This is a genomic window from Pseudomonas caspiana, assembly GCF_040224095.2.
Classification (GTDB): domain Bacteria; phylum Pseudomonadota; class Gammaproteobacteria; order Pseudomonadales; family Pseudomonadaceae; genus Aquipseudomonas; species Aquipseudomonas caspiana.
This window is the reverse complement of sequence record NZ_CP167995.1, coordinates 5,587,733-5,601,593: the sequence shown is the minus strand read 5'-3', so window position 1 is coordinate 5,601,593 and position 13,861 is coordinate 5,587,733. Positions and strand designations below refer to the sequence as shown.

Sequence of the window (13,861 nt, the reverse complement as noted above, 5' to 3'; positions counted from 1 at the left end):
ATGCAGAAACCGAGGACCGCCCGATGAGCGCCAGCACCACCGCCACTTTGCGTCATGACTGGACTTTAGCTGAGGTCAAAGCGCTGTTCGTACAGCCTTTCAATGACCTGCTGTTTCAGGCGCAGACTGTGCACCGTGCTCACTTCGACGCCAATCGCGTGCAGGTCTCGACCCTGCTGTCGATCAAGACCGGCGCCTGCCCGGAAGACTGTAAGTACTGCCCGCAGTCGGGCCACTACAACACCGGCCTGGAAAAAGAAAAGCTGCTGGAAGTGCAGAAGGTTCTCGAAGAAGCCGCCCGCGCCAAGGCCATTGGCTCGACCCGCTTCTGCATGGGCGCTGCCTGGAAGCATCCTTCGGCCAAAGACATGCCTTACGTGCTGGAAATGGTCAAAGGCGTGAAAGCCCTTGGCCTGGAAACCTGCATGACGCTCGGTCGTCTGGATCAGGAGCAGACTGAAGCGCTGGCGTCGGCAGGCCTGGATTACTACAACCACAACCTGGATACATCGCCGGATTTCTACACCAGCATCATCACGACCCGAACCTACAGTGAGCGCCTGCAAACACTGGCTTACGTGCGTGATTCCGGGATGAAGATCTGTTCGGGCGGCATTCTGGGCATGGGTGAGTCCCTGGATGACCGCGCCAATTTGTTGATCCAGTTGGCTAACCTGCCAGAGCATCCGGAATCGGTGCCGATCAACATGCTGGTCAAGGTCGCCGGTACGCCGTTGGAAAATGCCGAAGACATCGATCCGTTTGATTTCATCCGCATGCTTGCCGTGGCGCGCATTCTGATGCCTCAGTCCCACGTGCGTCTGTCGGCAGGTCGTGAGGCCATGAACGAGCAAATGCAGGCGCTGGCGTTTTTTGCCGGTGCCAACTCGATCTTCTACGGCGACAAGTTGCTGACCACCGCGAACCCGCAGGCTGACAAAGACATGCTGTTGTTCTCGCGACTGGGCATCAAGCCGGAAGCTCGCGAAGAACATGCTGACGAAGTGCACCAGGCTGCCATCGAGCAGGCGCTGGTTGAGCAAAAAAGCAGCGAGCAGTTTTATAACGCCGTGGTTTAACGCGAAGATTCCTGTTGCTCGAGGTCCTGTGGGAGCGAGGCTTGCCCGCGATTTTGGTTAACCCCTATCGCGGGCAGGCCTCGCTCCCACATGGAACTCCAGACAGCTTCCCTCCCCGAGGCCTTCCATGTCTTTCGATCTGAACGCACGTCTGGCTCGCCGGCGTGCTGACAATCTCTATCGCCAGCGTCCTTTGTTGCAAAGCCCTCAAGGCCCTGAAGTGGTGGTCGACGGCAAGCCGTTGCTGGCGTTCTGCAACAACGATTACCTGGGGCTGGCGAATCACCCCGAGATTATCGCCGCCTGGCAGGCCGGTGCCGATAAGTGGGGCGTAGGCGGTGGCTCATCGCATCTGGTGATTGGCCATAGCAGCCCGCATCACGAACTTGAAGAGGCGCTGGCCGAGCTCACCGGTCGACCCCGGGCGCTGCTGTTCTCCAACGGTTACATGGCCAACCTTGGTGCTGTCACGGCGTTGGTCGGGCAGGGCGATACCGTGCTCGAAGATCGCCTCAATCACGCTTCGCTACTGGACGCCGGATTGCTCAGCGGCGCGCGGTTTTCCCGTTATCTGCACAATGACGCTCAGAGTTTGAGTACACGTCTGGAGAAGGCCGTTGGCGATACGCTGGTGGTCACCGATGGCGTGTTCAGCATGGACGGCGATATCGCTGATCTGCCGACCCTGGCGCAAACCGCGAAAGCCAAAGGTGCCTGGCTGATGGTTGACGATGCTCATGGCTTCGGTCCGTTGGGTGCCCATGGCGGCGGCATCGTTGAGCATTTTGGTTTGGGCATGGATGACGTGCCGGTATTGATCGGCACGTTGGGCAAGGCGTTTGGCACGTCTGGAGCCTTTGTCGCGGGCAGCGAGGAGCTGGTTGAAACCCTGATTCAATTCGCCCGACCATACATCTACACCACCAGCCAGCCACCTGCTTTGGCGTGCGCGACGTTGAAAAGTCTTGAGCTGCTGCGCACCGAGCATTGGCGTCGTGAGCACTTGGCGCGGCTGATCGCACAGTTTCGCGCCGGAGCTGAACAGATTGGCCTGACGCTAATGGACAGCTTCACGCCGATCCAGCCGATCCTGATTGGCGATGCCGGGCAAGCTGTGCGTCTCTCGCAGATGCTGCGTGAGCACGGCCTGCTGGTGACCGCTATCCGACCACCGACTGTGCCCGCAGGCAGTGCGCGTTTGCGCGTGACGTTATCCGCCGCACACAGCGCCGCCCAAGTGCAGCTATTGTTGAATGCATTGGCGCAGTGTTACCCGCTGCTGGGCGCGAGCGAATCGGTGGAGCCAGAACATGCGTGATCGGTTGATTCTGTTACCGGGCTGGGGCTTGGGTATCTCGCCTCTGGAGCCTTTGGCTGCTGCGCTGCGGGGGCTGGACGAGCACCTTAGGGTGGAAATCGAGCCGTTGCCAGAACTGGACAGTAGCGATCCTCGAGAATGGCTCGACGAACTGGACTCGACGTTGCCCGATGACGCGTGGCTGGGTGGCTGGTCGCTGGGCGGTATGCTCGCGGCTGAGTTGGCGGCGCGTCGTGGTGAACGTTGCTGTGGTCTGCTGACGCTGGCCAGCAACGCCAGCTTCGTACCTCGTGGCGCGTGGCCCAATGCGATGCCCGCCGGGGATTTCGATGCGTTCCTGACCGGGTGTATTGATCATCCGGACGCGACCTTGAAGCGCTTCAGTCTGCTCTGTGCGCAAGGGGCCGAAGATCCACGTGCAATCTCGCGACTGCTCAAGGCCGGTGCTCCTCATGGCTCCGTCAATGCATTGGTGCATGGCCTGCAGTTGCTCGAGCAACTCGATACCCGCAGCGCGTTGCAGACCTTTCGCGGCCCGCAACTGCATCTGTTCGCCGGGCTGGATGCGTTTGTGCCCGCCGAGGCGGCGAGTGATCTGCTGGCGCTGCTACCTGATGTGGAAGTGGGGCTGATCGAACAGGCCAGTCACGCCTTCCTGCTGGAAAACCCTCACGGCGTGGCGGCGGCGATCCACGCTTTTTTGCATGAGTCCGGTGATGACTGATCTTTCCAATCCACGGCTGCCGGGTGGTTTGCCAGACAAACGCCAGGTGGCGGCCTCTTTTTCTCGTGCGGCGGGCAGTTATGACAGCGTTGCGGAATTGCAGCGTGCGGTAGGCGGCGAACTGCTGTCGCGTCTGCCTGTCGGGCTGAATCCTCAGCGCTGGCTGGATCTGGGCAGCGGCACGGGCTACTTCAGTCGCGCGTTGGCCGAAACCTTTGCGGGCAGCACAGGCGTGGCGCTGGATATCGCCGAAGGCATGTTGCGCCACGCGCAGCCTTTGGGTGGTGCCGAGCATTTCGTCGCTGGCGATGCGGAGCGCATGCCGTTGCGCGATGACAGCTGTGAGCTGATTTTCTCGAGTCTGGCGGTGCAGTGGTGTGCTGATTTTGCGGCTGTCCTCAGTGAAGCTCGCCGCGTACTGCAACCGGGCGGAGTGTTCGCCTTCGCCAGTTTGTGTGTCGGTACGCTTTATGAGTTGCGCGACAGTTGGCAGGCGGTGGACGGTCTGGTTCACGTCAATCGCTTCCGGCAACTCGACGATTACCGTCAGTTGTGCGCGTCCAGCGGGATGCGAGTACGCTCGCTTGAGGTCAGGCCTCATGTTCTGCATTACCCGGATGTGCGCAGCCTCACACATGAGTTGAAAGCGTTGGGCGCGCACAATCTGAATCCGGGCCGTCCCGGCGGTTTGACCGGACGCGCGCGACTACTAGCCTTGATTGAGGCGTATGAAGGTTATCGCCAGCCTGAGGGGTTGCCTGCGACGTATCAGGTCGTCTACGCCGTGCTGGAAAAAGCAGTCTGAGTTCACCACGTTAGTTAGAAGGGATTGCCGAGATGAGCCGTGCGTACTTCATCGCAGGCACCGACACCGATGTCGGTAAAACCACCATCGCTGCAGGCCTGCTGCATGCCGCCCGGTTGAGCGGGCTGAGTACTCTTGCGGGTAAACCGGTCGCGTCGGGCTGCGTAATTGCCCCTGACGGCCTGCGTAACGCGGATGCCTTGGCGCTGATGGCTGAAAGTTCTGTGGCGCTGAGCTATGACGAGATCAATCCGTTTGCGTTCGAACCCGCCATCGCGCCGCATCTGGCTGCGCGGGAGGCGGGCGTGACGCTCACGGTGCAGGCGCTGCTCGGTCCAATGCGTTTATTGCTGGCCCGCAATGCTGACTTCACTCTGATCGAAGGAGCGGGTGGCTGGCGTGTGCCGCTGGCCGACCAGGCCAACCTGTCGGACTTGGCTGTCGGTCTGCAGTTGCCGGTCATTCTGGTTGTTGGCGTGCGCCTGGGTTGCATCAGCCATGCGTTGCTCACCGCCGAAGCCATCGCCGCCGATGGCCTGCAATTGGCCGGTTGGGTGGCCAATATCATTGATCCGAAAACCTCGCGCCTCGAAGAAAATCTGGCCACATTGGCAGAGCGCTTGCCTGCGCCATGTCTGGGTCGCGTGCCCAAGTTGAAGAGGGCCGGGGCTGATGCTGTGGCGGAGCATCTGCATCTGGAATTGCTGGATTGATCGCTGAGCGGTTTATGTAGGTGCTGCCAAAGGCTGCGTTGCGGTCTGTCGGAGACACCGCTTGGCGATCGTCGTAACCTCCGATGGCTCCTGCGGGAGTTGGTGTAGCCGAGATGTGCGCCACTGCACAAAAATTGACCAATGCGAGGCTGTTCGAAGCAGTAAACTGGCCAAGGCAAAAAGGATTAGTCTATGAAGAGGCCTAGTGCCATTAGTCTTTTTGTCGGGTGTTTCACTGGGTTTACTGCTTAAATAAGCCCGTGTTCGCTTTATGAACAGAGGATCGACTTATGCAAATCACCATGAACAACACGCTGTATCCAGGCCTCAGTGCAATGGAAGTTGGGCAGTCGCGTGTCGATCAGGCGGCTACTCAAATCGCCAGCAGCAACATTGAAGTGTCTGGCAGAAGCCAGTCTTCAGACTTCCAGCTTGAAAACCTGCGCTCAGTTGATCGTTCCCAGCGTTCCGACCTGTCTGCCAATCTGGTCGAAATGGCCTCGGGCAAAAGCCAGGTTGAAGTCGGTGTTGCCGTACAAAAAGCCAGCGACGAAATGCTCGGCACGTTGATCGATACCTACGCCTGATTTATCCCCTCTGTGCCGTGCGATCGCGCACGGCATGCGCTGAATTCCCTGCCATCACCCGCTTCTATTTCCTGCGCAGCTGCTCTGCAAACCCGACTCTCTCAACTAGACTCATGCCATCGACGAACGGCTTGTGCAGCGCTGCACGCCTTTGCCCGTGCGCCCTGTAAAACTTCAGAGGATGAAAGGTTGCAGACGCATGCTTGACAAGATTTGGGCGTAAACGTATGTTTCAAACACCTGTTTGACCGCTAGGCATCCGAGATTGTCCGGTGGTTGGGGAACGTTCCCACAGCGACCGATCGGTCACACATTTCCAGGTTTCATCAGCAGAGGTTTATCGCTATGCCTGACTACAAGGCCCCCTTGCGTGATATTCGCTTCGTACGTGACGAACTGCTCGGCTACGAAGCGCACTATCAAAGTCTGCCGGCTTGCCAGGACGCTACTCCAGATATGGTCGACGCCATTCTTGAAGAGGGCGCCAAATTTTGTGAGCAGGTTCTGGCACCGTTGAATCGTGTTGGTGATCTGGAAGGTTGTACCTGGAGCGAGTCTGGCGTGAAAACGCCGAGCGGTTTCAAAGAGGCTTACAAGCAATTCGTCGAAGGTGGCTGGCCAAGTCTGGCCCATGATGTGGAGCATGGTGGTCAGGGCTTGCCTGAGTCTTTGGGGCTCGCGGTCAGCGAAATGGTCGGCGAAGCCAACTGGTCGTGGGGCATGTACCCAGGCCTGTCGCATGGCGCGATGAACACCATTTCCGAACACGGCACCGAAGAACAGCAGCACCTGTACCTGACCAAGCTGGTTTCCGGTGAATGGACTGGCACCATGTGCCTGACCGAATCCCACTGCGGCACCGATCTGGGCATGCTGCGTACCAAAGCCGAACCTCAGGCCGATGGCTCGTACCGCGTGACCGGTACCAAAATTTTTATCTCGGCTGGCGAGCACGACATGGCCGATAACATCGTCCACATCGTACTGGCGCGCCTGCCGGATGCTCCTGCGGGCACCAAAGGTATCTCGCTGTTCATCGTGCCGAAATTCCTGCCAAACGCTGACGGCAGCGTTGGCGAGCGCAATGCCGTGACCTGTGGTTCTCTGGAACACAAGATGGGTATTCACGGCAACGCGACCTGCGTGATGAACTTCGACGCGGCCACCGGTTTCCTGATCGGCCCGGCGAACAAAGGCCTGAACTGCATGTTCACCTTCATGAACACTGCGCGTCTGGGTACTGCGCTGCAAGGTCTGGCTCATGCCGAAATCGGCTTTCAAGGCGGCCTGAAATACGCGCGTGATCGCTTGCAGATGCGTTCCCTGACTGGCCCGAAAGCGCCGGACAAAGCCGCTGACCCGATCATCGTTCACCCTGATGTACGTCGTATGCTGCTGACCATGAAGGCCTTCTCTGAAGGCACCCGTGCCATGGTGTACTTCACTGCCAAGCAGGTTGATATCGCCAAGTACAGCCAAGACGCCGAGCACAAGAAGCAGGCTGATGCACTGCTGGCGTTCATGACTCCGATTGCCAAGGCATTCATGACCGAAGTGGGTTTTGAGTCCGCTAACCACGGTGTGCAAATCTACGGCGGTCACGGCTTCATTGCCGAGTGGGGCATGGAGCAGAACGTTCGCGACAGCCGCATTTCGATGCTGTACGAAGGCACCACCGGTATTCAGGCGCTGGACCTGCTGGGTCGTAAAGTGCTGATGACTCAAGGCGAAGCACTGAAAGGCTTCACCAAGATCGTCCACAAGTTCTGCCAGAACAACGAAGGGGCCGAAGCTGTTCAGGAGTTCATCACTCCGCTGGCGGCACTGAACAAGGAGTGGGGCGAACTGACCATGAAAGTGGGGATGGCCGCCATGAAGGACCGTGAAGAAGTCGGTGCCGCCTCGGTGGATTACCTGATGTATTCCGGTTACGCCTGCCTGGCTTACTTCTGGGCTGACATGGCCCGCGTGGCGTCCGAGAAGCTCGCGGCCGGTACCAGCGAAGAAGCGTTCTATACCGCCAAGTTGCAGACCGCGCGCTTCTACTTCCAGCGCATCCTGCCGCGCACCCGTTCGCACGTCGCCGCCATGCTGTCGGGTGCCAATAACCTGATGGACATGAAAGAAGAGGATTTCGGCCTGGCTTACTAAGCCGCGTCGGATTCACTCAAAGCCGCTTCTCCTTCGGGGGAGGCGGCTTTTTTGTGGCTGCTCGTATCGGGGGCGCCGTTCGCAAACAAACTACAACTATCTGATTGGCATACTTTTCTGTAGGAGCGCACGAGCACCGCGAGGCCGCGATGGCGTACTGTCTGATACACCGCCATCGCGGCCTCGCGGTGCTCGTGCGCTCCTACAGATTCAATGTTTGCTGCGCGACAGCGCGGTGTCAGTGACGAAGGGACAGCTCCTACCGGTGATGTCATCGCCCACTCGGGTTCTGCGGTAAGCAAATCCGGATGATGCAGGGAATCTCGGTAGGAGCGAACTTGTTCGCGAGCGGTGCCCCCGGTATGGCTTATCAGTGCCGCTCCGCGATCTTCATCTCCCCGCAATAAACATTTTCGGATTGCTGCCGTTAAAGAAAGTAGCCCGCTATTTAGTTCTTCTGAATGCATATCCGAGCGGATGAAGGCACAATGCCAGCTACTAAGTTCTTTACCCTGTGATGGGTAGGAGACATCCCTTTTGTTGCGTTCTTCTGCTGCACGCTTGAGTCATTTTCTCCCCTCGCTGTTTTTATTGCTGGCGGGGCTGGCGGCTGCGTACGTCAAGGACCTGAACGTTTTCTTCACGTCCCTGTTCAACGTTCTGCCCACGCTGGTCCTGCTGTTGGGCGGCGCGTATTGCTGTGTCTATCGTCGCCAGCGCGAGCTGTTTCTGATGATCACCGTGTATATCGCGTACTTTTTGCTCGATACCCAGACTGACTACTTTCGGGACAACGGCAAGGTTCGTGAAGACGCAGCTGTGGTGTTTCATCTCGTGTGTCTGCTGCTGCCGTTGTTGTATGGCACTTACGCGGCCTGGGAGGAGCGAACTCATCTGGTTCAAGACCTGGTCGCGCGACTTGCGGTATTAGTGGCCGTCGGCGGTGTTGCGCTGGGGCTGGAGCAGAGCTACCCGGCGGCGCTGCTGGCCTCGCTGGCAGAAATCCGCTGGCCTGCGTTGCACGGATCGTGGATGAGCCTGATTCAGCTGTCGTACGTATCCTTCCTGATTGCCTTCGCCTTATTGATCACCCAGTACGTGCGCAAACCTCGGCCGCTGCATGCCGCGCAGTTGATTGGCCTGCTTGGATTATTCTGGGCATTGCCGAAAACTTTCATTCTGCCGTTCACGCTGAACATCATGTGCAGTCAGGTCATGTTGATGATTGCTGCGGGTGTTGCTCATGAGGCCTATCAAATGGCTTTCCGGGATGAATTGACCGGGCTGCCGGGACGCCGCGCCCTCAACGAGCGTATGCAGCGTCTGGGGCGTAATTACGTTCTGGCGATGAGCGATGTCGACCACTTCAAGAAATTCAACGACACCCATGGCCATGATGTGGGTGATCAGGTACTCCGGCTGGTGGCCAGCAAACTGTCGAAAATCACCAACGGCGGCGGCAAGGCCTATCGCTACGGCGGTGAGGAATTCGCCATCGTATTTGCCGCCAAGTCCATTGAGGAATGCATTCCTCATCTGGAGGCCATTCGCGAAGTCATCGCCAACTATGAGATTCAGTTGCGTAACCCGGATAACCGCCCCAAGGATGATCAGCAAGGTCGCCAGCGACGTGGGGCAGGACCGGCGACCAGCGTGTCGGTGACCGTCAGTATTGGCGTCGCCGAACGTCTGCCGGAACACCGCACTCCCGAAGAAGTCCTCAAGGCGGCAGACCAGGCGTTGTACGCCGCCAAAGGCGCAGGCCGCAACTGTGTCATGTCTCATGGGCAAAGCACCAAACGCGGTGCTGTGCGGACTGCGGCCGCTTAACCTCCTTGGCACGCGCACTTCTCTGTAAACATCGCCAGGCCGCGATAGCTGTTTGCCCGACACACCGCTTTGCGGCCGCCGTTACCTCCTTGCGCTCCTACAGAAAAATGGCATGAACCCGGACAGCCGTGGGCTTCTGAGGATCGCTGCATATTTATGTGACTATTATTTGATAAATGGTCACATATCGACCCTATGTGTCGCTAATGGTGTTCGAGTACACTCGGTTCATCGACACTGATTTCGCGCTTTCTCTGCGGGATCACTCCATTCGAACGTACTGCTCCTGTTCCTGTGAGGTTTGCCATGGCTGACTACAAAGCGCCGTTGCGCGATATGCGTTTCGTACTTAATGAAGTCTTCGAAGTCTCGAAGCTTTGGGCGCAGTTACCGGTACTGGCCGAGACGGTTGATGCTGAAACAGTCGAAGCCATCCTTGAGGAAGCAGGCAAGGTCACCAGCAAAGGCATCGCTCCGTTGAGCCGCAATGGTGACGAGCAGGGCTGTCGCTGGAATGACACCGCCGTGACCACCCCCGACGGTTTTCCACAGGCCTATCAAACCTATGCCGAGGGCGGCTGGGTCGGCGTCGGCGGTAATCCTGATTTCGGTGGCATGGGCATGCCCAAAGCGGTTTCGGCTCAGGTCGAGGAGATGCTCAATTCGGCGAGCCTTGCCTTTGGTCTCTATCCGATGCTGACTTCCGGGGCCTGTGTTTCGATCAACACTCACGCCACAGAAGAACTCAAGGCTGCTTACCTGCCGAACATGTATTCCGGCGCCTGGTCGGGTTCGATGTGCCTGACTGAAGCCCACGCAGGGACTGATCTTGGCATCATCCGTACAAAGGCCGAACCGCAGGCGGATGATTCTTACAAGATTTCCGGCACCAAGATTTTCATCACCGGTGGCGAGCACGACCTCACCGAAAACATCATCCATCTGGTCTTGGCCAAGTTGCCTGATGCGCCTGCCGGGCCAAAAGGTATCTCACTGTTCCTGGTGCCGAAATTCATGGTCAATGCCGATGGCAGCCTGGGTGCGCGTAACACCGTGAGCTGCGGTTCCATTGAACACAAAATGGGCATCCAGGCGTCCGCGACCTGCGTCATGAACTTCGACGAAGCCGTTGGCTATCTGATCGGCGAGCCAAACAAAGGCCTGGCGGCGATGTTCACCATGATGAACTACGAGCGTCTTGGCGTAGGTATTCAGGGGCTGGCGTCGGGTGAGCGCTCTTACCAAAATGCCATTGATTACGCCCGTGATCGTCTGCAAAGCCGTTCGCCGACTGGCGCACAGCAGCCCGAGAAAGTGGCTGACCCGATCATCGTCCACCCGGATGTGCGGCGCATGTTGCTGACCATGAAAGCGCTGAATGAGGGCGGTCGGGCATTCTCCACTTACGTGGCCATGCAACTGGATATCGCCAAATTCAGCGAAGATGAGGTTGCTCGTCAGCGGGCTGATGAACTGGTCGCGCTGCTGACGCCAGTCGCCAAAGCGTTCCTGACCGACATGGGCCTGGAAACGACTATTCACGGCCAGCAAGTATTTGGCGGCCACGGCTACATTCGTGAGTGGGGCCAGGAGCAACTGGTGCGTGATGTGCGCATCACCCAGATCTACGAAGGCACCAACGGCATTCAGGCACTGGATTTGGTCGGTCGCAAGATCGTTGGCAGCGGCGGTGCGTATTACAAGCTGTTTGCTGACGAGGTCCGTGGATTCATCGCTGGCTCTGATGCGTCATTGAGCGAGTTCACCAAGCCGCTGAGCGCTGCGCTGGATACGCTGGACGAACTGACCCACTGGATTCTCGATCGCTCCCGTAACAATCCGCAGGAAATTGGTGCGGCGTCCGTTGAGTATCTGCATGTGTTTGGCTACACCACTTATGCGTATCTGTGGGCGATGATGGCCAAAGCGGCGTTGGGCAAAGAAGCTCAGGAAGATTTCTACGCCAGCAAGCTTGGGACGGCACGTTTTTACTTCGCCCGTTTGCTGCCGCGCATCCACTCGCTGAGTGCTTCGGTCAAGGCGGGAAGCGACTCGCTGTTCCTGCTGGACGCGGCGCAATTTTGACGACAGAGGCTCTGTAAGCATTTACTTACATGCTGTGGTGCTATTTGGCCTCTATCGCTGTAATGGATCCAAAGTTAATCTTTATTCCAAGGACGTAGCGCAGGAAGCGCAACAAATAACACGGACACGTAAGGATGCCTGCCAGGATGGTGGGGAGAAAGGGAAGTCAGGGAAACAGTCTGCAAAACCCCGCTTAGGCGGGGTTTTCTTATTGGGGCCGATTAAGTTGCAGGCAATCTGCAGCAGCTACAGCCGTTGAATTCGCTCGGTAATGGCTTGTTGCCAGACCAAAATGGAACCTCTTTCACCGCCCGCAGGTCAATTCGCTGTGTGGCTTACGAGAGCCATTTAAAATCTGGAGCTATCCCATGGACATTATTCGCATCATCTTCGCTATTCTGCTGCCGCCCGTGGGCGTGTTCATGCAAGTCGGTTTCGCCGGCGCGTTCTGGTTGAACATCCTGCTGACCATCCTTGGTTACTTCCCAGGCATCATCCACGCTGTGTACATCATCGCCAGTCGGAAATAATTCGATATTTTTGAATCGGGCACATTTCTTATGTGGGAGTAGAGCCTGCTCGCGATAAGGCTGGACGCAATTGGCCTGAAATCGGGTGCCCTTATCGTGAGCAAGCTCTACTCCTACACGTTGATCTTCAACCCACCCGGAACTTCGCCACCAATTCCTGCAACTGCGTGCCCAGCCGCGCCAGCTCTACGCTGGACGCCGCCGTCTGATCGCTCGCCTCAGCGGTCTGCTCTGACACATCCCTCACACTGATAATGTTGCGATTGATCTGCTCGGCCACGGCGCTTTGCTCTTCGCTGGCGGTGGCTATCTGTTGATTCATGTCCTGAATGGTGGATACGGTGCGGGTGATCTGCTCCAGCGCACTGCCTGCGCGGCGGCTCAGTTGCACGCTGTTGTCGGTCAGGCTGCGGCTGTTATCCAGTGTGGTAGCGACTTGTTGGGTACCGCTTTGCAAGGCTGCAATCAACTCCTCGATCTCTTCTGTGGATTGCTGAGTGCGCTGCGCCAGGCCGCGTACTTCATCGGCCACGACGGCAAAGCCGCGTCCTGCTTCGCCAGCGCGTGCGGCTTCAATGGCGGCGTTCAGCGCTAATAGATTGGTTTGTTGTGACACCGACTTGATGACGTCCAGTACACCGCCGATCTTGTCGCTTTCCAGCTTCAGTCGGTTCATGGCCTGGGTTGATTTCTTGACCTCATCTGCCAATTGCTCAATCTGCCCGATCGCTTCACCGACCACCTTGTCTCCTTCACGCGCCTGCTGGTCTGCTTGAGCTGCCGCCTGAGAGGCATCCTGCGCGCTACGTGCCACTTCGTGCACGGTAGCGGTCATTTCGTTCATGGCCGCAGCAACCTGATCGGTCTCGTCTTTCTGGCTGTTGACCCCGGTGCTTGTCTGTTCGGTCACTGCGGATAACTGCTGCGCCGCGTCGGTAATCTGCCCCACGCCCTGGCTGATCCCGCCGATCAGTTGTCGCAAGCTGAGGGTCATGGCCTGCATGCTGTCTTGAAGTTGTCCCATTTCATCTTTGCGCTGAACCTGCAAATCTTTGCTCAAATCACCTTTGGCGATGCGCTCTGCCGCCGCAAGTGTCTGGCGCAGCGGGGCGATGATCTGTTGCGTCATGACCCAGGCGGCGAGCAGGCCGAGCAGTAATGCCAGTGAGGCAACACTGCTCAGTGTCGTGCGAGAGGTGTCAGCTTCGGTATCACGTTGCTGGCTTTGCAGCGCAAGGAGTTCGGCAACGCTGCTGAGCATCTTGTCGCCCAGGTCTTCGAGCGTCTCCTGAGCGGCCTCAACTTTGACCTGAATGTCCTTGAAGTGACCGAGCTGAGCACGATAACGCTCCAGCGCCTCTTTGGCAGGCTGCAGACCTTTAAGATTACTGTCGGCCTGATCCTGGCCAATCTGCTGCACCTCCTTCAGTGATTCATCGATAGCCGCAATGGCTGCCGTTTCATACACATCGCGTGCAGTGAAGGTGTAGGCCTGCACCTGAAATCGAGCGTTCTGGATCTGCTGTTTGAGTTGGGAGATGTTGGTGAATTCGTCCAGCCGCTCTCCATTGTCCTGTTCCTGGCTAACGGCTTTAAGCACTTCGCTCTCCACCAGCGCGACGGCCTGTACTGCCTGTTCCGATTGCTGTTCCAGCTGACTCCGGGATAGATCTCGCCGCTGGTTCTCCTCATTGAGCGCCGCGAAGGTCTTCTCCATGTCGGCGACGAGCTTGCTCTGCCCGGTCAGCAAACTGACGCTTTTGCTGTCGTCGATTTCTTTGCGCAACGTCTCCAGGTGACTCTCCAGCCCGTTGAGTTGATTGACGACTTTGTTCGCGTTTTCCGGGCTGTTTTTCTGCCGAAAGATAATGCGATCGGTGCGCAAATCCTTGGTCATGTTGCTCAGTTGGCCGATGGACGTCAGGGATTCCGAGCGTTCGATCATGGTGTCCAGACCATGCCAGCCGGTCAGGGTGATCGCCATTGTGAGCATCAGCACCAGACCGAAACCTAAGGACAGTTTGAGTTTTACGCTGGTG

At 57.8% G+C, this 13,861-nt stretch carries 11 protein-coding genes and 1 pseudogene; 10 read left to right on the top strand and 2 right to left on the bottom strand.

What is annotated here, in order from left to right; all coding sequences use genetic code 11:
* The first annotated feature begins 23 nt into the window (after positions 1-23).
* The 10 genes from bioB to ABRP31_RS25185 all read left to right on the top strand — a co-directional run bounded on the left by bioB (position 24) and on the right by ABRP31_RS25185 (position 11,822).
* Complete coding sequence (gene bioB, locus ABRP31_RS25230) at positions 24-1,079, top strand: biotin synthase BioB (protein WP_087274446.1); 1,056 nt, start codon at positions 24-26, stop codon at positions 1,077-1,079.
* A 127-nt stretch (positions 1,080-1,206) separates the two neighbouring features.
* Positions 1,207-2,397, top strand: a complete 1,191-nt coding sequence (bioF, locus tag ABRP31_RS25225) for an 8-amino-7-oxononanoate synthase (RefSeq protein WP_349973671.1) — start codon at positions 1,207-1,209, stop codon at positions 2,395-2,397.
* Positions 2,390-3,121 carry an alpha/beta fold hydrolase gene (locus tag ABRP31_RS25220; RefSeq protein WP_349973672.1) on the top strand — a complete coding sequence of 244 codons (732 nt, stop codon included), beginning with the start codon at positions 2,390-2,392 and terminating at the stop codon, positions 3,119-3,121. Before bioF ends, ABRP31_RS25220 begins: the two co-directional genes overlap by 8 nt.
* Positions 3,114-3,926 carry a malonyl-ACP O-methyltransferase BioC gene (gene bioC, locus ABRP31_RS25215; protein ID WP_349973674.1) on the top strand — a complete coding sequence of 271 codons (813 nt, stop codon included), beginning with the start codon at positions 3,114-3,116 and terminating at the stop codon, positions 3,924-3,926. Before ABRP31_RS25220 ends, bioC begins: the two co-directional genes overlap by 8 nt.
* 32 nt (positions 3,927-3,958) lie before the next feature.
* Positions 3,959-4,639: a dethiobiotin synthase gene (bioD, locus tag ABRP31_RS25210; RefSeq protein WP_349973676.1), complete on the top strand. Its 681-nt coding sequence runs from the start codon at positions 3,959-3,961 to the stop codon at positions 4,637-4,639.
* A 290-nt stretch (positions 4,640-4,929) separates the two neighbouring features.
* On the top strand, positions 4,930-5,226 hold the full coding sequence (locus ABRP31_RS25205; RefSeq protein ID WP_349973678.1) for a pyrroloquinoline quinone biosynthesis protein PqqE: 297 nt from the start codon (positions 4,930-4,932) through the stop codon (positions 5,224-5,226).
* 345 nt (positions 5,227-5,571) lie between these two features.
* The gene (locus ABRP31_RS25200; RefSeq protein ID WP_087274434.1) at positions 5,572-7,377 is read left to right on the top strand and encodes a phenylacyl-CoA dehydrogenase; all 1,806 of its coding nucleotides are present in this window, start codon (positions 5,572-5,574) and stop codon (positions 7,375-7,377) included.
* Between the two features lie 537 nt (positions 7,378-7,914).
* Positions 7,915-9,207, top strand: coding sequence for a diguanylate cyclase (locus tag ABRP31_RS25195; RefSeq protein ID WP_087274432.1), 1,293 nt, complete (start codon positions 7,915-7,917; stop codon positions 9,205-9,207).
* A 306-nt stretch (positions 9,208-9,513) separates the two neighbouring features.
* The gene (locus ABRP31_RS25190; RefSeq protein WP_349972163.1) at positions 9,514-11,292 is read left to right on the top strand and encodes an acyl-CoA dehydrogenase C-terminal domain-containing protein; all 1,779 of its coding nucleotides are present in this window, start codon (positions 9,514-9,516) and stop codon (positions 11,290-11,292) included.
* A 368-nt stretch (positions 11,293-11,660) separates the two neighbouring features.
* Positions 11,661-11,822, top strand: a complete 162-nt coding sequence (locus ABRP31_RS25185) for a YqaE/Pmp3 family membrane protein (protein ID WP_049826708.1) — start codon at positions 11,661-11,663, stop codon at positions 11,820-11,822.
* Positions 11,823-11,949: 127 nt separating this feature from the next.
* On the opposite strand, the gene ABRP31_RS25180 is transcribed toward ABRP31_RS25185, so the two are convergent.
* Positions 11,950-12,666, bottom strand: a complete 717-nt coding sequence (locus tag ABRP31_RS25180) for a methyl-accepting chemotaxis protein (RefSeq protein ID WP_372489479.1) — start codon at positions 12,664-12,666, stop codon at positions 11,950-11,952.
* Between the two features lie 141 nt (positions 12,667-12,807).
* Positions 12,808-13,767: pseudogene (locus ABRP31_RS25175) on the bottom strand (methyl-accepting chemotaxis protein); the annotation flags it as partial.
* Positions 13,768-13,861: the final 94 nt, after the last annotated feature.